At 39.9% G+C, this 19,992-nt stretch carries 16 protein-coding genes; 6 read left to right on the plus strand and 10 right to left on the minus strand.

Features of this window, described 5'->3' with window-relative positions:
• The first annotated feature begins 57 nt into the window (after nt 1-57).
• Nucleotides 58-288, plus strand: coding sequence for a hypothetical protein (locus B5G52_RS21925; protein ID WP_140394341.1), 231 nt, complete (start codon nt 58-60; stop codon nt 286-288).
• A gap of 107 nt (nt 289-395) precedes the next feature.
• Here the strand turns inward: B5G52_RS21925 and dnaJ are convergent, their stop codons facing one another.
• The gene (gene dnaJ / locus B5G52_RS16190) at nt 396-1,541 is read right to left on the minus strand and encodes a molecular chaperone DnaJ (RefSeq protein WP_087533689.1); all 1,146 of its coding nucleotides are present in this window, start codon (nt 1,539-1,541) and stop codon (nt 396-398) included.
• Between the two features lie 211 nt (nt 1,542-1,752).
• Nucleotides 1,753-3,672 carry a molecular chaperone DnaK gene (gene dnaK, locus B5G52_RS16195; protein ID WP_087533690.1) on the minus strand — a complete coding sequence of 640 codons (1,920 nt, stop codon included), beginning with the start codon at nt 3,670-3,672 and terminating at the stop codon, nt 1,753-1,755.
• Nucleotides 3,673-3,917: 245 nt separating this feature from the next.
• Here dnaK and B5G52_RS16200 point away from each other — a divergent pair, with 245 nt between their 5' ends.
• Nucleotides 3,918-4,733 carry an acyl-CoA thioesterase II gene (locus tag B5G52_RS16200; protein WP_087533691.1) on the plus strand — a complete coding sequence of 272 codons (816 nt, stop codon included), beginning with the start codon at nt 3,918-3,920 and terminating at the stop codon, nt 4,731-4,733.
• On the opposite strand, the gene B5G52_RS16205 is transcribed toward B5G52_RS16200, so the two are convergent.
• Nucleotides 4,722-5,498: an ABC transporter substrate-binding protein gene (locus tag B5G52_RS16205; RefSeq protein ID WP_176372568.1), complete on the minus strand. Its 777-nt coding sequence runs from the start codon at nt 5,496-5,498 to the stop codon at nt 4,722-4,724. The two genes, B5G52_RS16200 and B5G52_RS16205, sit on opposite strands and share 12 nt — an antisense overlap.
• A gap of 153 nt (nt 5,499-5,651) precedes the next feature.
• Here B5G52_RS16205 and B5G52_RS16210 point away from each other — a divergent pair, with 153 nt between their 5' ends.
• From B5G52_RS16210 to B5G52_RS16220, 3 genes are read left to right on the plus strand one after another with little or no spacing between them, the layout of a single operon-like run.
• The gene (locus tag B5G52_RS16210) at nt 5,652-6,875 is read left to right on the plus strand and encodes a PqiA/YebS family transporter subunit (RefSeq protein WP_087533692.1); all 1,224 of its coding nucleotides are present in this window, start codon (nt 5,652-5,654) and stop codon (nt 6,873-6,875) included.
• Nucleotides 6,876-6,884: 9 nt separating this feature from the next.
• The gene (pqiB, locus tag B5G52_RS16215) at nt 6,885-8,540 is read left to right on the plus strand and encodes an intermembrane transport protein PqiB (protein ID WP_087533693.1); all 1,656 of its coding nucleotides are present in this window, start codon (nt 6,885-6,887) and stop codon (nt 8,538-8,540) included.
• Nucleotides 8,540-9,169, plus strand: coding sequence for a PqiC family protein (locus B5G52_RS16220; protein WP_087533694.1), 630 nt, complete (start codon nt 8,540-8,542; stop codon nt 9,167-9,169). Before pqiB ends, B5G52_RS16220 begins: the two co-directional genes overlap by 1 nt.
• Nucleotides 9,170-9,198: 29 nt before the next feature.
• Here the strand turns inward: B5G52_RS16220 and B5G52_RS16225 are convergent, their stop codons facing one another.
• The 5 genes from B5G52_RS16225 to B5G52_RS16245 all read right to left on the minus strand — a co-directional run bounded on the left by B5G52_RS16225 (nt 9,199) and on the right by B5G52_RS16245 (nt 16,502).
• Nucleotides 9,199-9,699, minus strand: a complete 501-nt coding sequence (locus B5G52_RS16225) for a GNAT family N-acetyltransferase (protein ID WP_087533695.1) — start codon at nt 9,697-9,699, stop codon at nt 9,199-9,201.
• 63 nt (nt 9,700-9,762) lie between these two features.
• Nucleotides 9,763-10,782, minus strand: a complete 1,020-nt coding sequence (locus B5G52_RS16230; protein WP_087533696.1) for a zinc-binding dehydrogenase — start codon at nt 10,780-10,782, stop codon at nt 9,763-9,765.
• 17 nt (nt 10,783-10,799) lie between these two features.
• On the minus strand, nt 10,800-12,176 hold the full coding sequence (locus tag B5G52_RS16235) for a TolC family protein (protein WP_087533697.1): 1,377 nt from the start codon (nt 12,174-12,176) through the stop codon (nt 10,800-10,802).
• Entirely contained in the window at nt 12,169-15,324 is a 3,156-nt protein-coding gene (locus B5G52_RS16240) for an efflux RND transporter permease subunit (protein ID WP_087533698.1), read from the minus strand. The genes B5G52_RS16235 and B5G52_RS16240 overlap by 8 nt, the downstream gene beginning before the upstream one ends.
• Nucleotides 15,325-15,332: 8 nt before the next feature.
• Entirely contained in the window at nt 15,333-16,502 is a 1,170-nt protein-coding gene (locus B5G52_RS16245) for an efflux RND transporter periplasmic adaptor subunit (RefSeq protein WP_087533699.1), read from the minus strand.
• 118 nt (nt 16,503-16,620) lie between these two features.
• On the opposite strand from B5G52_RS16245, the gene B5G52_RS16250 reads away from it, so the two are divergent.
• The gene (locus B5G52_RS16250; RefSeq protein ID WP_087533703.1) at nt 16,621-17,568 is read left to right on the plus strand and encodes a LysR family transcriptional regulator; all 948 of its coding nucleotides are present in this window, start codon (nt 16,621-16,623) and stop codon (nt 17,566-17,568) included.
• Here B5G52_RS16250 and B5G52_RS16255 read toward each other — a convergent pair.
• Together B5G52_RS16255 and B5G52_RS16260 are read right to left on the minus strand one after the other, a co-directional pair.
• Nucleotides 17,565-18,602: a GGDEF domain-containing protein gene (locus B5G52_RS16255; RefSeq protein WP_087533700.1), complete on the minus strand. Its 1,038-nt coding sequence runs from the start codon at nt 18,600-18,602 to the stop codon at nt 17,565-17,567. The two genes, B5G52_RS16250 and B5G52_RS16255, sit on opposite strands and share 4 nt — an antisense overlap.
• Nucleotides 18,603-18,760: 158 nt before the next feature.
• Nucleotides 18,761-19,618, minus strand: a complete 858-nt coding sequence (locus tag B5G52_RS16260; RefSeq protein WP_087533701.1) for a DUF6279 family lipoprotein — start codon at nt 19,616-19,618, stop codon at nt 18,761-18,763.
• Between the last annotated feature and the right edge of the window lie 374 nt (nt 19,619-19,992).

A 19,992-nucleotide genomic window follows, 5' to 3' on the forward strand; every position in this document is an offset into this window, starting at 1 on the left:
AATGATTGCACTTAATACTTGAATTCAAGTATCAATACACTGATTAAGGAGTGAATAATGAAGAATATCTCTGTCACAACTTTATTTAAATACGCAAGTATTGCCCTGTTTGGTTTTATTGCCATTAATTTTATGTGCCAAGAATACACTCATTGGGTAAAGAGTTTATCCTGCCAGCAAAAATGTCAAACTCTTGGTTTTCAAAGTAAGCGCACTCAAGAGGGTGTTTATTTAAGTGAATCGACTCTATGTCAGTGCTTGGATTATCTTGTTGTGTTAGATAGTTAACCATTCACACCTTTATAAAACAGGGCACTGAATGTATTCAGATCATTAAAGCTTACTTAGTAAAAAATGGCGCCAGTTGGCGCCATTTTTATTTAATCCGTTGATAACTACTTAGTTAAATCATCAAAGAATTTTTTCACGCCATCAAAGAAACCTTTTTCTTTTGGGCGGTTTTTAGAACCATCTTTACCCATGCTTTGCTCTAACTCTTCAAGCAACTCACGTTGACGTTCATTTAAATTTACAGGTGTTTCAATCACAACTTTACAAATTAAATCACCAACCGCACCACTGCGCACAGATTTTACGCCTTTACCACGCATGCGGAACATTTTGCCCGTTTGACTCTCTGGTGGTATTTTTAACTTTGCACGGCCATCAAGTGTCGGTACTTCAATCTCGCCACCTAAAGCAGCCGTTGTAAAGCCAATTGGTACTTCACAGTATAAGTTATTGGCTTCACGAACAAAGATTGGATGTTCACGTACAGATACTTGCACATATAAATCACCAGCTGGTGCTCCATGAGCCCCCGCTTCACCTTCGCCAGATAAACGAATACGGTCACCTGTATCAACACCGGCTGGTATTTTTACTGATAACGTTTTTGTTTTCTCAACCCGGCCTTGACCATGACAGCTATTACATGGATCAGAAATAATTTGTCCTGTACCGTGACAGGTCGGACAAGTTTGTTGTACGGCAAAGAAACCTTGACGCATTTGAACTTGGCCTGCGCCATGACATGTTGTACATGTTTTTGGTTTAGAACCGGGTTTAGCACCACTGCCATCACACGGTGAGCAGCTCACCCATGTTGGCACTTTAATTTCAACTTCTTTACCACGAACGGCTTCTTCTAAGCTTAGGTCCATGTTGTAACGTAAATCTGCACCTCGTTGCTGACGAGATTGACGACGTCCACCGCCACCGCCGCCAAAGATGTCACCGAACACGTCACCAAAAATATCACCAAAATCACCCTGACCACCGCCACCAAAGCCGCCATGTCCACCACCGCCACCTTGTTCAAATGCCGCATGACCATATTGGTCATACATTTGGCGCTTTTGATCATCGGTTAAAATTTCATAAGCTTCTTTTACTTCTTTGAACTTATTTTCGAGCTCTTTATCACCGGCGGTACGATCTGGATGATATTTCATCGCTAAGCGTTTATACGCTTTTTTAATGTCTCTTTCGCTGGCATCTTTAGCCACACCAAGAACTTCATAATAATCGCGTTTTGACATATCTATCACACTACTCTTTTGCTACTGCAGCTTTGCTGCGGATAAACCGATAAATCATATCGATTTACCATTGAATTGTTTTAATTTTTTATGCACGTTTTAACATGCAAAAGGCGCGTTAAGCTTTAGCCTACGCGCCTCATTCGTTCATCCTAACTTAAACACCCAGTTTAATCATGGTGTTTAAGTCAGTGAGAAGCGTCAGCAACAATTACTTGTCGTCTTTAACTTCTTCGAACTCTGCATCTACAACGTCATCGTCTTGCTTAGCTGACTGTTGTGGTTGCTCACCAGCGTCACCGCTAGCTTGTTGTGCTTTAGCTTGTGCGATTTCCATCAATTTCTGTGACTTTTCTGCAAGAGCTTGAGTCTTCGCTTCAATCTCTTCTTTGTTATCACTCTTGATTGCTGCTTCTAGGTCAACAACAGCCGCTTCAATTGCTTCTTTGTCTTCACTAGGTAGTGCATCGCCAGCTTCTTCGATTTGCTTACGCGTACCGTGTACCATTGCATCAGCTTGGTTACGAGTCGCTACAAGCTCTTCGAATTTTTTATCTTCTTCAGCGTTAGCTTCTGCATCACGAACCATTTTTTCAACTTCTTCGTCACTTAGACCTGAAGACGCTTGAATCGTAATTTTTTGTTCTTTACCTGTATCTTTATCTTTTGCCGATACATGTAAGATACCATCCGCATCCACATCGAAAGTAACTTCGATTTGTGGTGTACCACGTTGTGCAGGACGAATGCCTTCTAGGTTAAATTGACCTAGAGATTTGTTATCGCTCGCACGTTTACGCTCACCTTGTAGTACGTGAATTGTAACCGCAGATTGGTTATCTTCTGCTGTTGAGAATGTTTGAGATTTCTTAGTAGGAATCGTTGTGTTTTTCTCAATTAACGCCGTCATTACAGAGCCCATTGTCTCAATACCTAGAGATAATGGAGAAACATCGAGTAATAGTACGTCTTTAACGTCACCTGCTAGTACACCACCTTGAATCGCCGCACCTACTGCAACAGCTTCATCAGGGTTAACATCTTTACGTGGCTCTTTACCAAAGAACTCACTTACCGTTTTTTGTACTAATGGCATACGTGTTTGACCACCAACAAGAATAATGTCGTTGATGTCACTAACCGATAAGTCTGCATCAGCTAGTGCACGTTTTAGTGGTTCAATCGACTTAATTACTAAGTCTTCAACAAGTGATTCAAGCTTAGCACGTGTCAATTTCACGTTCATGTGCTTAGGACCTGTTGCATCAGCAGTTACATACGGAAGGTTTACTTCAGTAGATTGTGCAGATGATAATTCAATTTTAGCTTTTTCTGCTGCTTCTTTAACACGTTGCATAGCAAGTGGATCAGCTTTTAAGTCTAAGCCTTGGTCTTTCTTGAATTCTGCAACCAAGTAATTGATTACACGGTTATCGAAATCTTCACCACCTAAGTGAGTGTCACCGTTTGTAGCAAGTACTTCAAATGTGTGTTCGCCTTCAACTTCATCAATTTCAATAATAGATAAATCGAAAGTACCACCACCTAAGTCGTATACTGCAACAACGTTTTCACCTTTGTTTTTGTCCATGCCATAAGCAAGGGCAGCAGCAGTAGGCTCATTGATGATACGTTTAACTTCAAGACCCGCAATACGACCAGCATCTTTAGTTGCTTGACGTTGTGAATCATTAAAATACGCTGGTACTGTGATAACGGCTTCTGTAACTTCTTCACCTAAGAAGTCTTCTGCTGTTTTTTTCATTTTTTTCAGTACTTCAGCTGAAATTTGTGGTGCAGCGCGTTTTTCGCCACCCGCTTCAACCCATGCATCACCATTATCTGCTTTGATGATTTGAAAAGGCATGATGCCAATATCGCGTTGTACTTCTTCGTCTTCAAAACGACGACCAATTAAACGCTTAATTGCAAATAATGTGTTAGTTGGGTTTGTCACTGCTTGACGTTTTGCAGGTTGACCAACAAGTGTTTCACCATCTTGCGTGTATGCAATGATCGATGGTGTTGTGCGATCGCCTTCCGCATTTTCAATTACGCGTGCTTTATCGCCATCTAGTACTGCTACACAAGAGTTAGTAGTACCTAAGTCAATTCCAATAATTCTACCCATGAATCTTCTCCAACTTCAAAATTCGTTATTACGTTCGATGACTAGTTAATAGGGATGCCAGATACTGAATTCAACTGTAAAAATAAAAAAAAATGACTTTTTTGTCATTTTTTTTGCAAATAACCCTATTGAAAGTATCGATTGGTGTTTTTTACAGCAAAAGCGTTACTTTTCACAAGTGGTCTGATGAGTTTTAGTGTGCTATAAATCTACCAAACACATATTTATTTACATAAGGAATGACCATGCATTTTGATGAACTACTAAATAGCGCGGCCTCAATAGGCAAAATGTCAGCCGAACAACAAAAAAACGCAATCATGCAGTTTCCTGCAACCTGGTGCCAAGGTCGCACTGCATTTGGTGGCTTATCAGCCTCTTTACTGTATCAAGCGATGCGTCAACAGATTGAGCCTTCACGTCGCTTACTGTCATTAAGCACTAATTTTGTTGGCCCCTTATTAGCTGATACCGATTTTTCTTTACACATTGAAATACTCCGTGAAGGTAAAAACAGTACTCAAGTGCTGGCAAAAGCTGTACAAAATGGGCAAGTAAGTGTCATTGTACAAGCCTGCTTTGCTAAGTCTCGTGATTCAGGCATTCATGTCCCTGTCAGTAAAAAAATGACTCTAAAACCAGTTGACCCTCGTTACACACTGCCTTTTCAAACTGGTGCGATGCCGGAGTTTTTCCAGCATGTAGATTTATGCCCACTACAAGGAGATATGCCATTTGTTGGTGCCGATACTTCTCATTTGGGTGGTTGGATGAGGTTAAAACAAATGCCAAGTGCATTAAATGAAGCGCATATAATTGCATTAACAGATGCATGGCCGCCTACGCTTTTACAAATGTTCAAGCAACCAGCTCCCGCTAGCAGCATGTCTTGGTATTTAGAGTTTGTGCAACAGCCAACAATTGAACCTGGGCAATGGCTTGGTTTTGAAGCAATTACCCATCACTGTAAAGACGGGTATGGTTTGGAAGATGGTTGCATTTGGTCACAATCGGGTGAGCTTATTGCGCTAACACGACAAACTGTTGCGTTATTTGATTAAGTTTGGCTTTGTAATTTTAGCGTAATCACTGCCATCAAATTCCATAATTGCATGGTATTCACCACTTTGAATGATATGGGTCAGGCCCATATCAAATTTTTCCTGTAATACTTTGTTGTTAAAATAAGCTGGCCGAGGGGATTTGGCGAAAACGGGGTGAATTGTCACTTTTTTAACTTCATGAGATTTCTGATATTGCTGCAAATAATATAAGAAGATCCGTTTTTCTAATACAACAACGTCAACCCACTCTTTCATCAAGTGGTCAACTTGTGCTTCTTGATTCGCTACTTCCTCATAATGATTTAGTTTCGCAGTTATAGTCTCATAAGGTGGTGATATGAATGCCGTAGCATTTTGAAAAGCGAGTACACTTTTTCCTAATAGATCATAAACCGAATTAATTTTGAAATCATTAACCGCTAAACTAACCGCAACATTTTGATAAAATAGCAGGTTTTGGCTCGGGTAAATGCCATTTACTCGCGTACCAGCATAATTCACTGCCACATCCACTTCAAGCTGCTCTAGTGAATATTCTATACGTTTGTTAGTCATATATATAATATCTAAGTCAGTGACACCTTGGCTTTTAAACGCAGATTTGATTATTTCTAACTGTAGACCTGTATCATCATGGCTAAAAACATAAGGTGGTAAAGATGGGCTAACAGCCACTGTTATACGGTTGTTAGGTTGCGGTGCAGACAAACCAAAAGCGTTTAGACTTATTACTGTTATAAAGATAAAAATTAAGTACTTCAAAATGAACCCTTGGATTATATGATGTGATCTACATTGCGGCTGCAAAATTATTTTATACCTTAACTTAGAAAAACAATAAAAAATCATATAATTGTATTTCGCCATTATTTGATGCAAACTTTGATAACTCTCTTACTTTATTAGGTTATTGATTTGCAAACAGCTTGCCCTAACTGTGATCTAATTATCGACATCCCTGAAGTTGGTGCAAAGCAAATGGCTGTGTGTCCACATTGCCATAGTAAGCTCGGTGCCGCAAATATAAACTACGATGCTAGAATTGTTGCTTTGTGCTTAAGCGCTCTTTTAATGCTATTAAGTAGTATGTTCTATCCCTTTATTTCATTTAGTAGCAGCGGAATAACTCAAACAATTACTTTACCTGATGCTGCCAGAATTTTATTTAATTACGATAGTGATTTACTTGGCCTATTTATAGATATCAGTATCATCGGGTTACCGATGACATTGCTCACTCTCTTAATACCACTGCATCTAGGTATTTTAAAAGTCTTACCTTATGGTATAGCAAAACGATTACTTAAATTTACGTTAGCGCTTGAGCCTTGGATCATGTCAGAGATATTTTTAATTGGTGTACTCGTGAGTATGGTCAAAATAATGTCTATGGCAGATATAAATTTTGGTGTTAGCTTTTGGGCTTATATTGCCTTCGTAATTTTTTATATTGCTGCGCTAGCCCATTTAAATCGTGCTCGTTTATGGGATCAAGTAAAGCCAGTTGCAGCTATCGATGAAGCAGAGCATAGCCATAGAGCTATCGATAATAACATCAGCGCCTGTCATGTTTGCCACCAGCTATGTAACGATAAGTATTGCTCACGTTGCCATACTAAAACCCATGTACGTAACCCCCATAGCATTCAAAAGGCCACGGCATGGCTTATCACTTCAGTCGTTTGTTATATACCCGCCAATTTATTTCCAATTATGTATACAACGAGTTTAGGCGACCAATCTCCATCTACCCTCATTGGCGGCGTCATTGTGCTATGGAAAGCTGGTTCATACCCTATTGCTATGATTATATTTCTAGCAAGTGTCGTCGTGCCATTAGCGAAAGCATTAGTATTGAGCTTTCTGTGTTATATCGTCAGGCACCCAGTAAATAGTCAAACTAAAAGGTATACTAAGGTTTACCAATTAACTGAATTTATTGGTAAATGGTCTATGATTGATGTATTTGTTGTTGCTATTTTAGTAGCCTTAGTACAACTTGGTAATCTGATGTCAGTGACCCCTGGTGTAGGCACCATATTTTTTACCGCTATGGTGCTTAGCCAAATGATGGCTGCCCATGCGTTTGACCCACGACTTTTGTGGGACTCACCTAACAACGAACAAAATAGTAATTAGAGATTACCCATGAGTGAAACTGCAACAGTAGAAAAAGAACCTACAATATCCGCTATCTGGATAATACCTGTGATCGCGTTACTTGTTGGTGCTTGGATGCTTTATCAATATCAAGCGAATAAAGGGGCAACCATTTTTATTTCAATGCCTCATGCCGAAGGCATTATTGCTGGTAAGACCGAAATTAAAGTACGCAGTGTGAAGATTGGTCAGGTTGATCATGTTCGTCTGTCTGATGATAAAAATAGTGTTATTGCACGTGCACAAATTGATAAGCACTACGATAATTTGCTTACTGAAGATGCTAATATTTGGGTTGTTAAGCCGCGGATTGACGAAACAGGTATTAGTGGCATGAGTACACTTTTATCCGGAGTCTATTTAGAATTTTCCCCAGGTGAAAGTAAAAAAACCAAAGAAAGATTTACGCTCCAAGATGAGCCCGCACTGATAGCTAAAGACGTCAAAGGTGGACGCTTTACTTTACTTAGTTATAACGCTGAGGTACTTGATGTAAGTACCAGTATCTATTTTAAAAACTATAAGATAGGTCAAGTTGAGACTGCTACGTTTGATTGGAAAAATCAAGCTATGAAATACGGGATTTTCATCAATGAACCATATCAGAACCTTATCACAGTCAACTCTATTTTTTGGGTCAATGCAGGTGTTGAAATAGACCTATCTGCCGATGGTATTAATGTTAATACAGGATCTTTGAGTAAATTGCTAAAAGGAGGGATTTCGGTTGGTTTGCCAGAACAACAAGCCCCTGGTGATCTTGCCAAAGATGGTCATGGCTTCTCTTTGAGCAAAAGCTATAAACATGCATTAGAAGAACGATTTTATGATTTTGATTATTATTTAATAGAATTTGAACAATCAATTCGCGGTTTACGCCCAGGCGCGCCAGTAGAGTACAGAGGCATGCGAGTCGGAACAGTTGTAGAGGCTCCATCAAATGTAATGATTGATGGCGTTCCTGCTCACTTTAAAACAGATAATACGGCTGTTCCTGTACTTGTTAAAATAGAATATGGCAGGATTTACCATAACAGCGATCAAGCACGTGAATTTTGGAAAAAAAGCGTTGATGGTTGGATTAAAAACGGTCTACGTGCATCACTCAAGCCTGGCAACTTACTAACAGGTGCGGTGTACGTTGATTTTGATATCTATCAGGATGCGCCTGAAGCGCAACTAACAATGGTGTCGCAATACCAAGTATTCCCAAGTATTTCCAGTGGTATTACGGTCCTTGCGGATCAGGTTTCAGATGTACTTAATAAGGTTAACAATCTGAAAATTGAGGATAGCCTTGCTCAAATCGAGTCAACTTTCAATGATTATCAAGCGCTAGCGAATGAAATGCGTGAATTGCTGAATAAAAAAGATACACAAGATTTACCAGGCGATATAAATCGTAATTTTGCTGAAATGACTAAAAGTATGCAACAGTTTGATGTCACCATGAAACAGTTTGAAAAAACCATGGCAAGCTATCAACAAGGCTCTCAATTTCATCATCAGTTACAACAAACGTTATCTGAATTTAAACGCTTAAGCGAAGAGTTACAACCTCTTACCCGTGGCCTTAACGAGCAACCTAATATGTTTATATTTGATAAGTCGTTACCTGCTGATCCAACACCGAGGAAACAATAATGCAAATTTCATTTTTAGCAAAAGCACTGAGTATTGTAGGGTTTGCATTAGTAGCAGGTTGTAGCCAATCGTTAAATGCGCCCGTTGAGTACTATCAATTTGAACAAACTATTCAACCAATGGCGCGTACCAGCACACATACTCAAGCACAGCTACGTATAAATACAGTCACTTTGCGTGGCGCACTTAATAATCGTGGTATCGCAATGAAGCTAGACAATAACCAAATCTCTGCGGCTAATTATCATTTGTGGAGTGAAGCACCAGATATCATGTTAACGGCCAGTGCACATCAAACCTTATTTACTGAGCTGACAAACTGGATGGTAGTAAAAGGCTTGCCCGTGATCACCGATACAGATCAACAAAGCTTTTATGAAATCGAATATGAAATTCACCATTTTAATGGCGATGAATATGGTAATGCTGATATCTCAGGGCTATGGCGTTTGTACCACACTGAGTTTGAGACAGGCAGGGCGTTAAAAGAAATACATTATTTTAGTGAAATCACACCGTTAATTGATGATGATTATGAAGGGCTTGTCGCCACGTTAGAAAAAACATGGGAAACAGTCAATTTAGGGGTTGCCGAACAATTAAAAGCGATTAACAACAAGAGTAATTAAGTAGTCTTGAAGTTTAAAAGAGTTGAGAATTACAACGTCTTGATAAACATACTAACGGGTTGTTTATCTTTCGTTGTAATAACATCGCTTAGTTTTGTGAATAATAGTTTTTTAAGTACACTTTGAGACGCTAGGTTTTCTGTAGCTGTTATCGCAGCAAGTGTTGGAAATTTTTTCTTCATTAAATTAATCAATGCATTACAAGCTTCAGTTGCATAACCATTACCTGTAAATTGTGCTAAAAATGCATAACCTATATCAGGCACATTCAAATAGCCACGTTTAAATAAACCAACCATACCAATTGCAGTACCATTTTCAAGCATTACCACGTAAGGCCCAAACCCTTGTTTTTGTTGAGCATCAATAAATGCGGTTTGAATATAGTGGCTCGCCTGCTCTATGGTGTGAATACCTTTATCACTAATGTTTTCATAAAAACTAGGCTGATTAAGTAGCGTTAAAATAAATTCAGCATCGGTTAGCCGCCCAGAACGAATTATTAAACGTTGAGATTTCGTAATAATCATAATATCACTTCTTTAGAACAAAAAAACCTCGGCATTGCGAGGTTTATTTAAGCACTTGGAGGGTTAGCTAATTTGTACTATTTGCTTACCTGTAAAGCCACCTTGAAGCTGTTTATTAAGCGCCGCAGAGACACTCTTCGCATCAAAATCAACAGCAATGATATCAGGGATGGTCAAAGAGTTATTGACAATATTCTCAAGTAATAAATTACCCATAAAGCTCATTCTTTGTTGTGCGCATAAACTGTTAGCCAACCACGCACCGCCAAGCGAGACAATGCCAATATTAGGTGCGCGACGATACATTAACTCTTGTTCAAACTTAGGCAATGGATTTAAACAGGCTATGCGACCACAAAAGCGCATTAATTCGACGTTGCGAATCGTGGTGTCACCACCAATTGAATCAAGCACCGCATCAAAGCCTTGCGGCCCTAGCTCTCGACGTATTTTATCAACCAGCTTGTTATCGTTGTAATCAAACACCATATCTGCACCAAGCTGCTTAACCAGTTTGTGATTACGTTTGCTTGCTGTCGTAAACACGGTAGCCCCGCGCTGTTTTGCAAATTGGATCGCAAATTGCCCAACAGCACCGCCGCCCGCTTCAATTAGAATTGAATCACCTTCACTAATCTGTAGTTTATCAAGTGCAACTAACGCTGACATACCAGCACAAGGGAGTGTGGCTGCATGACTTAATTTAACCTCATCAGGAATAACCGACACTGCAAAGTTAGGGACTTTCACATACTGTGACAAAACTCCCTGCTCTCCCACGTTGCCATGAAACATAACCCGCGCCCCCACACAGGGGAATACACCTTTATCAGCTTTTACGACTACACCCACGGCATCTAAACCTAAAGTATGTGGGTATTGCCACTTACAAAAACCTTGTTTTGCAAACTGTGCATCAACTGGATTTAACCCCACATACTCTACTTTTATAAGCAGCTCATTTCCCGTGACTTCAGGCACAGGTAACTCGAGCTCAGATAGCGTTATCTGCTCATTAGGTTCTTGTAGTACAATTGCCCTCATTGAGGCTGGGATTGTTGATAAAATATCAGTATGTGGCATTAAAAACTCAACTTTACTTAATTAACTAACGCATAGCTCCAACGTCCATTAAAGACTTGATAAGTATCAACCTTAGCAAGTAATGATGAAATCGTTGAGTCAACTGCATTTTCTTGTGCTATTAAAACATCCTGCCGCGCATCTAACAACTCTAAGTAAGGTATTTGCCCTTCTTGATACATAGCTTGCGCTTGTAAGAATGCATTATTAGCATAGCTAAAGCGCTCTTTGGCATAGCGGTTCTGCTCATTTTGTTTGACTAAAAGCTGCAGTGATAGTTCACTTTCACTCATCGCATTTAATACTACTTGTTGATATTGGCTATAAGCAGCTTGCGTTAAATATTGCTGGGCATCACGCTGGGCTAATAATGCAGGATAGCTCAATAACGACCACTGTATTTGGGGTGAAACCTGCCATTGTTGCTGTGTATCAGAGAGATGATTACTGCCTAAACTAATAACGCCAGCAAAAGCTGTAAGGCTTATATCTGGCAATAATGCTTTACTGGCAGCAACACTAAATGAATTCGCTTGACTGAACTCAAATAGAGCACGACTAATATCTGGGCGTAACGCAATTGCATCACTTGGGCTTGCTAAACTCACTGTAAAATCGCGCGAAAATAAGCTGCGTTCATCGCCTAATGATAAATCATCAGGTAATTGACCTGTTAACAAAGCCAATGTAGCTAAATCACGAAAGCGAGCATATTCAATCTCAGGTATTAGAGATTGTTGCTGCTTAAGCTGTGCTAAAGTACGATTTAAATCAAGTTCACTGGCAACCCCCTCTTCCACTCTCGCTTTTAGCACATCAATACTTTGCGTTAGTGCTTCTATTTGCAGATTAATGATTTGCTGTTTTTGTAAATTACCTTGGTAACTAACAAAGCCTTTAACAACCGATGATACAACCTCAATTTGTAATGCTCTCACTTGTTCAGCTTGGCTCATAGCGCCTGCATTCGCGCCATCAACCAATGCCGTCACTTTACCAAATAAATCAAGCTGCCAGTCAAGGTTAACGCCAGCTTGTGATTGGCGTGATTGCACGTTGCCTAGGCTCGTACGTGATGCATCAATACTCACATCACCTTGGGGTAAATACGCAGCCCGTTGCGCCCCCAAACGGGCTAACGCGCTTTGTAACTGTAGTTTGCTAGTTTTTAAATTATGATTTCTAGCACGCGCTTTAACGACTAGTTCATTTAATTGCGCTGACTCTAATTGCTGCCACCACGTAAGCTCATCAGTGCCTTGTAATTGCGTTGCAATTTGCGTTTGCTCTACAAATGACTGCAAGTCTGCTTGGTATTGTTGCTCATCAATTTTACTGGCGCAACCGCTTAACAGACCCGCGATTACAACAGCGGTTAACGTTAATTTACTCATTAATTTGCTCCTGTGGTCGATCTTTACGGGTTTTAGTCACCAAAATATAAAATACAGGTGTAAATAATAAACCAAATACCGTCACCCCTATCATTCCTGAGAAAACAGCGTTACCCATAGCATGGCGCATTTCAGCTCCCGCCCCTGTGGCTAAAACTAATGGGATAACCCCAGCGGTAAATGCTATTGATGTCATTAATATTGGGCGCAACCGCATACGGCATGCCTCTAATATGGCATCAAAATGACTCATATTTTGCTTCGTTTTGTCTCTGGCAAACTCAACCATTAAGATAGCGTTTTTCGATGCAAGAGCGACCAATACAATCAATGCTATTTGAGTGAAAATATTATTATCATCACCCACTAACCACACTCCCATTAATGCTGAAAAAATCGTCATTGGCACTATTAAAATAATTGCTAACGGTAAACGTAAACTCTCATAAGTTGCAGCAAGAACCATAAATACTAATAATACGACGAGAGGAAAAACATACACCATAGTATTACCCGCTAAAATCTGCTGGAATGTCACCTCAGTCCATTCATATTCTATTCCTGTCGGTAAGGTGTCGGCTAAAATAGCTTCAATAGCGTATTGTGCTTGATCAGAGCTATAGCCTGGAGCAGGACTGCCGTTAAGTTCGGCGCTTGGGTAACCATTGTAATGCATTACTCTGTCTGGCCCTGTTGTTGGTGTAGCCGTTAATACAGAGCCAAGCGGTACCATTTTTCCTAAGTTATTACGTACTTTAAGGTTTAAAATCTGTTCAGGGTCTAATCTATAATCAGCATCGGCTTGTGCATTAACCTGATACGTTCGACCAAATAGATTAAAATCATTTACATACATAGAACCTAAATAAACTTGTAGTGCGTTAAATACTTCGTCTAATGGGATACCTTGTATAAGCGCTTGCTCACGGTCGATATCAATATCCATTTGTGGTACTTGAATTCTAAAACTTGAGTACAAGCCCATTAGCGCAGGATCTTGTTGCGCTTTACCGATAACTGCTTGCAGGCTATTAAATAATGCTTCAAATCCCTTATTTCCACGATCCTCTATTTGCAATTTAAACCCACCGGTAGTGCCGAGTCCTTGAATGGGTGGTGGCGGAAATACAGCAACAAATGCTTCATCTATGGCAGTAAAACGCTTATTAAGTTGCGCGGCAATAGCCATCGCAGATTGACTCGGATCAGTGCGTTCACTAAATGCTTCAAGGGGTGTGAATACAATTGCGCTATTCGGGCTGTTAGTAAAACCATTAACCGAAAGTCCCGGGAATGCAACAGTATTGGCAACGCCTGGCACTTGCAGTGCTATTTCTTGCATTTGCTTTACCACCTCTTGAGTACGATCAAGGCTTGCTGCACCAGGTAGCTGAGCAATTGAAACAAGATACTGTTTATCTTGCGCTGGAATAAAACCGCCTGGTACGGCATCAAACAACTTAATCGTACCGCCTAATAGAGCAACATATGCAACCATGACGATAACGCTCATACGCATTAACTTTTGTACTAATTTTTGATAGCCGTTAGCACCTTTATCAAATACGCGGTTAAATGGCTTAAATAACCAGCGACCAAATAAACGGTTTAATAAACGCGTTAATGCATCAGGCTTTGCATCATGACTTTTTAGTAGTAATGCCGATAAAGCTGGAGACAGCGTTAATGAGTTAAAAGCTGAAATCACGGTTGAAATAGTAATCGTTAACGCAAACTGTTTATAAAATTGACCCGATAAGCCACTAATAAACGCAGTTGGAATAAACACAGCACATAATACCAATGCAATAGCAATAATTGGCCCGGTTACTTCTGTCATTGCAACACGTGTCGCCTCGAGCGGAGATAAGCCTTGCTCAATGTTACGCTCAACATTTTCAACCACAACTATGGCATCATCAACTACAATACCTATAGCCAATACCAAACCAAATAAAGATAAGGTATTAATAGACACGCCTAGCCATTGCATCACCGCAAACGTACCAATTAAAGACACTGGCACCGCAATTAACGGGATTATTGAAGCTCGCCAAGTTTGTAAGAACAGCACCACGACAATAACAACTAACGCAACCGCTTCAAGTAAAGTCGTAATAACGGCATCAATGGAACCACGCACAAACACGGTAGGATCGTAAACGATGTCGTATTCTACCCCTGATGGAAAATCTTTAGACAAGCGAGCCATAGTCTCACGCACTTGGTCTGAAAGCTCAATCGCGTTCGAACCAGGACGTTGAAATATTGGCATAGCTAATGCGGGTTGGTTATCAAGCTCTGCACGCAATGAATAGGTGTTTTGGCCTAAATCCAAGCGCGCGACATCACTTAAACGGGTTAACTGCCCCTGCTCACCCACTTTAATAATGACTTGTTCAAACTCTTCAATACTATTTAAACGGCCTTTAACGTTCAACAATACTTGAAATTGGCTATCTGTAGAAGCAGGTTGTGCGCCTAAACTTCCCGCCGCGACCTGTTGATTTTGTGAGCGCAGTGCTGTAACTACATCCATTGCGGTCAATTCTCGTGCGGCTAATGCATCAGGGTTTAACCACACACGCATAGAGTATTGACCACCCCCAAACAGTTTAACATCACCAACGCCTGCTAGACGGGCAATTTGGTCTTTAATATATAGATCTGCATAGTTAGATAAATACGCTGTGTCGTGTGTTTTCTCAGGTGAATATAAGTGAACAACCATGGTCAGATCTGGCGATGACTTTTCAGCCACCACACCTAAACGTTGTACTTCTTCCGGTAAACGAGGCAGTGCACTGTTTACTCGGTTTTGTACTTGTACTTGCGCGCGGTCTAAATCAGTACCCAGTGCAAAAGTAACCGTGAGCGTCATTCGGCCATCACTGGTGGCTTGAGAAAACATATACAACATGTTTTCTGTCCCATTTATCTCTTGCTCAAGCGGCGTTGCAACGGTTTGTGCAATTACCGTTGGATTTGCACCAGGGTAATTCGCCGTTACGACTACAGTCGGTGGCACTACCTCTGGGTACTCGCTAACCGGTAATTGGAATAGAGAAATTGCCCCTGCGATTAAAATCACTAGCGACAACATGGCTGCAAATATAGGCCGTTGAATAAAAAAATGTGAAAATTTCATTGTTTATCCTACTTCCTAGCCATTAATACAGGCGAAGCTGTTGGTTTTAAAGTAAACGCAATACCCGAAGTATCCAACTCGACATTTTTTGGCGCAATTGGCATACCCGGACCGACTCGAGCAGGTCCATTCACAGCAATAACATCAGAGCCAGACAACCCTGAAGTAATAACTCTAAAGCGGCCATAACGCTCACCAACAGTCACTAACTTATATTCTAAAACATCGTTCTCGCCGACAGTTAATACAAAACGATTTTTCAAATCAGTGCCAATCGCTCTATCAGGAACAATAATGTGTTCTTGTACTTCGTTTGCAGCCAACTTAATACGCGCAAATGAACCTGCACGAAGTGGTGATTTTTGCTCATCAAAACGTGCGCGAACACGAAGAGTACCGGTCGCAACATTGATTTGGTTATCAATAAAATCAATATATCCCGTGTGTTCAAATGCCTTTTGACCAACCCTTTGCATTACAACCTGCTGCTTATCAGAGCTCGTTACCTCACTGAATGCATTATTCCAAGTACGTTCATCTACATCGAAATACGCGTACATTGTTTTATTCGATACGATTGAGGTTAAAACGGATTGACCAGCAAGTACGTTATTGCCTTTGGTAATATTGGCGCGAGACACAATACCGTCAATAGGTGAGCGTATTTGGGTAAACTCTAAATCTAATTTAGCTGATGTTAATTGTGCTTCATAAGCCGCTAGCTGTGCTTTACGCTGATGTAAAGTCGAAGTACGTGACTCAGCTTGCTCAGTTGAAATCGCTTTACGCTGAGTTAATCGCTCAGCTCTATTCGCTTCACTTTGCGCTTGTTCTAATGCAGCCTGAGCACTGGCTACTTGCGCCTCTAAGCTTGCAACTACCGCAGCAAACGGGCGTGCATCTAATTCAAATAATAAATCACCCTGCTTTACTGAATCACCTTCATTGAAAGTGATTTTTTCGATAACACCCGCTACACGCGGCATTAAAGAAACCTCTTCGGGGGCTTCTAGACGGGTGGTATATGTATGCCAACTCTGCACAGGTTTCGTAATAACAGGCGCTACATCAATAGGTTGTAAGTATTGTTGCGATGCTTGTTGAGCAGGCTCTTCAGCACAACCAACCAAGGTGGCTGATGCTGCTAAAATTGCAGTGGCGATTAAGTGTTTGTTCATGTCGACGCTCCTTTTGTATATATTTTTAATACTACGGAAGTAACATGCGGACAAAAAGCATAGATTTTTAAATTCATTAATGCCAATATGGCATCAATTGAATTTAATTGAGCATATTATGGATACCACAAGTCGTTTATTAATGTTGTTAGAGGTTGTCGAACGAGGCTCATTTGCCAAAGCGGCAGAAACCCGCAATATAGACCGTTCAGTTATTTCAAAACAAATAAGCCGCTTAGAAGATGATTTGGGAGTACGCTTACTAAACCGAACTACGCGTTCATTCTCGTTAACGGCAGCAGGTGCCGAAATGGTAAAAAAAGCAGCCGATCTCAGAGAGTTGCTAGGCGAGACCATTCGTTTAGCAGAAAACTATCATCAAGAGCCACGAGGTGTACTTAAAATTACCTCATCGACCATTATTGGTAGGCGCTACTTACAGCCAGTAATTAATGATTTTCAAAAGCGCTTCCCACAAGTCGAAGTAGAGCTCAGACTCGATGACAAATTAGTTGATTTAGTATCCGAAGGGTTTGATTTGGCTTTTCGTGTTGGCGAGCCAAAAGACTCATCGCTTATAGCACGTAAAATTGCTCGTAACAGGCTGTTACTATTAGCTGCACCGGAGTTTATCAATACCTATGGCATGCCAAAAACTATTGAAGATTTAGCCGATTTGCCTGCTGCAAGCTATTATAGTTCATCATTGCGAGTAGATGGAATACGCTATATTGACCATAAAGGTGAAACCCAAGAGCAAAAAATAAAAAGTGTCTTTAGAGCAAACGATGCGGAAGTGTTAGTTGAAAAAACGCTGTCAGGCACAGCATATGTACTTGCCCCCGCGTTTATTATTGGAGACGAAATAAAATCAGGACGCTTAGTGCCATTACTAACAGATGTAAATCTCGCTCATTACAGTGCTATGTATGCGGTTTATCCGCACCGCGACTTACCAGTAAGAACACGGCTTTTCTTTGATGCTATAAGAGAATATCTAGGTAAGGATACGCCACTCTGGGAAAAAAACATTCCAAATTTTGATAAACTATACTCAGGCCGTTAGCACACACTTTCTAATTGTGTCTCACCATCTAGGGTATCCATCATAACTTGATTTCTGCCATTGCGCTTTGCTTGATATAGCTGTTTATCCGCTGCTTTTATTGTCTGTTTTAGGGAATCGCCCGGTTGATATTTTACTACGCCAATACTAATTGTGATAGAAATAGAGTACCCTTCGATTAAAAACTCGTGAGCCTCTAAGCTACGGCGTATTTGCTGTGCGTAGTTTTGTGCATACTCACTCGTTGTCGATGGAGAAAAAATAGCAAATTCTTCTCCACCAATTCGAAACACTTTTCCCTGCGGCAAATTATCATTAAGCAGTTGTGTAACTGCAACTAATACCCTATCACCCACTGCATGACCGTATTTATCATTAACTTGTTTAAAAAAATCCAGATCAAGGATCATTGCAAATAAGCCAAGTTTATTTTGTAATTCGATTTCAAAATATTGATTCATTGCAAGGCGATTACCTACACCCGTTAAGGGATCTAGTAATGCTAAATTTTGTAATCGTTTGTAAGAGTTTTCTCGGCTATTTTCAAATACATGTGCGACAACCCAAATAGCGACATAACTTAAAGAAAGGTTTAAAGATAAATTGAGCGTTAAAAAAGGCGAGATATCATTCTTAGCCCAAAGGGCAATACCTTCTGATAATAATAAAGCGGCAGATAAAACAACCCCCCAAAGAGTACCTAGTAATAAATAATATAAAACAGGCAAAGCAAGCATCCAAACAAATAATGCATGGCTCATCTTCGAAAGATAACTGCCTAACACAACAAGTAAACTAACACATGCGCAAATACTGAGTGGCTGCCATAATTTAAGTTTAGTTCTTGAGATAAGTACAAACACACTAAAACAATACACAGAAAACGCGGCTTCAAGTACGCCTAATACAATAAAGTCATTAATAAATATATTAAAATATGTAAATACAGCAGACAAACTAGCTAAACACAAGCACATCCACTTTAAAACTTTTGTTCTAAGTACCTGAGTACCGTTTAAAGCTGTAATATCCATCAAAAAACTTAATATTTTAATTATTAACTTAAGTGTAAACTGAATTAACCATATCTCAAGGGGAAATAGCTGAATAAACCAATAAAAATGAGGATCTCGTATTACTTTTCAGCTCACTCTGTTAGCTAAAATCCAATTAACATTTAATAGTGTTGCAGTTAACCAGCAATTAAGTCATCTATTTGTTCTATCATTTCATTAAATTTCTTATTTGCTTTTTCAATTTGCTTTGTGCTTAACGTAGCTCTCAAGTCAATCAGTAATGTGGCATAAAGTGCTAAATTTTGTTTATCAGCTTGCTTCAATGCATCGCTCATAAAAGCGTGACGCTGGGTAATAATATGCATCATATTTTCTGTAAACTGGTTTTCTGAGAGTAAAGGGCCAGAAAATGTATCAGCTAACGCATTTAGCCGTATTTGTTTGTATTGTTGCCACATTATAAATGTAGATATGTGTTGCTCATTAGCCTCAGTAATTAAACTAACTTGTTCAGTTGATAGTTTACCTAGCCAGTCCTTATACCTTTGCAGCTGCTCCTCAAGACGCTCAGCTTTTCTTTCTTTAGCTGTTTGGTCAGAAAACTCGTGTAGCTCTTCTTCCATCTGCTCCTTAATTGCCTCAATAAAGTACTGACGTTGCTCAGGGTCAAGTGTCATTGCGACATCAATGAGTGGTTGTGCAATTTTGTTAACTAATATCTGCCAATGACCTTTTGAATTGGTAAAATGCGTGATCAGCTCAGCTTGCGAAGGTGACTCAGCTAATAATTGCTGTAAATGGACGAGATCGGTCTTATACAAGGGTAACTGCGTTTTTCGGTGCCAATCACGAGTCTCCTTTACTAATCGCTTTATCGTTTTAGTTTGTTGTTTATCTAGGTCGACATAGTCGTCAATCCAAAAACCTGACAGCCAGCCTATATTGTTGTAAGTAAAACTTGCCGAACAGCCACCCAATAATAGGATGAAAGCTAACAATAGCCCTGTTTTTAAATTTACTATTTTTTTCAACATGTATATTTAGCCTAAAGTATCTTTTACCTTACGTTAATCAACTTATTATGAACTGTAAACGATTGATTCTGATGTTTTTGATAATAATTATCATTTAAGTGTTGATCGCTTGATTAAACTAAGTAATAATCGTTCGTATCAAAACAGGATAACCCAACACATTAAGCATAAAGCTTGATGTAATTAATGGGCAGTACCGACCTCAGTGCCTAGGGAAGAATAACCAGTAAGGATGCTGGAATTTTATTAACGTGTTGATGAAGATCGTGCCTCTTCAATAAAGCGGATTACTCGACCCAAGCCGCCGCATTAAAACACACTTACTTGCTACATTGCTCATATCGGTGACGGTTGATATGAATCCGAAAAGCCCC

The sequence above is a fragment of the Pseudoalteromonas sp. A601 genome (assembly GCF_002165575.1).
In the GTDB taxonomy this organism is placed as follows: Bacteria; Pseudomonadota; Gammaproteobacteria; order Enterobacterales; family Alteromonadaceae; genus Pseudoalteromonas.

What these genes read in the sequence shown, in the direction of transcription:
- B5G52_RS16200 (WP_087533691.1), top strand. Translation starts at nt 3,918, where the DNA reads ATGCATTTTGATGAACTACTAAATAGCGCGGCCTCAATAGGCAAAATG.
- B5G52_RS16245 (WP_087533699.1), bottom strand. Translation starts at nt 16,502, where the DNA reads ATGAACAAACACTTAATCGCCACTGCAATTTTAGCAGCATCAGCCACC.
- B5G52_RS16230 (WP_087533696.1), bottom strand. Translation starts at nt 10,782, where the DNA reads ATGCCACATACTGATATTTTATCAACAATCCCAGCCTCAATGAGGGCA.
- dnaK (WP_087533690.1), bottom strand. Translation starts at nt 3,672, where the DNA reads ATGGGTAGAATTATTGGAATTGACTTAGGTACTACTAACTCTTGTGTA.
- B5G52_RS16220 (WP_087533694.1), top strand. Translation starts at nt 8,540, where the DNA reads ATGCAAATTTCATTTTTAGCAAAAGCACTGAGTATTGTAGGGTTTGCA.
- B5G52_RS16255 (WP_087533700.1), bottom strand. Translation starts at nt 18,602, where the DNA reads ATGGATATTACAGCTTTAAACGGTACTCAGGTACTTAGAACAAAAGTT.
- B5G52_RS16260 (WP_087533701.1), bottom strand. Translation starts at nt 19,618, where the DNA reads ATGTTGAAAAAAATAGTAAATTTAAAAACAGGGCTATTGTTAGCTTTC.
- B5G52_RS16250 (WP_087533703.1), top strand. Translation starts at nt 16,621, where the DNA reads ATGGATACCACAAGTCGTTTATTAATGTTGTTAGAGGTTGTCGAACGA.
- B5G52_RS16240 (WP_087533698.1), bottom strand. Translation starts at nt 15,324, where the DNA reads ATGAAATTTTCACATTTTTTTATTCAACGGCCTATATTTGCAGCCATG.
- B5G52_RS16225 (WP_087533695.1), bottom strand. Translation starts at nt 9,699, where the DNA reads ATGATTATTACGAAATCTCAACGTTTAATAATTCGTTCTGGGCGGCTA.
- pqiB (WP_087533693.1), top strand. Translation starts at nt 6,885, where the DNA reads ATGAGTGAAACTGCAACAGTAGAAAAAGAACCTACAATATCCGCTATC.
- B5G52_RS16235 (WP_087533697.1), bottom strand. Translation starts at nt 12,176, where the DNA reads ATGAGTAAATTAACGTTAACCGCTGTTGTAATCGCGGGTCTGTTAAGC.
- dnaJ (WP_087533689.1), bottom strand. Translation starts at nt 1,541, where the DNA reads ATGTCAAAACGCGATTATTATGAAGTTCTTGGTGTGGCTAAAGATGCC.
- B5G52_RS21925 (WP_140394341.1), top strand. Translation starts at nt 58, where the DNA reads ATGAAGAATATCTCTGTCACAACTTTATTTAAATACGCAAGTATTGCC.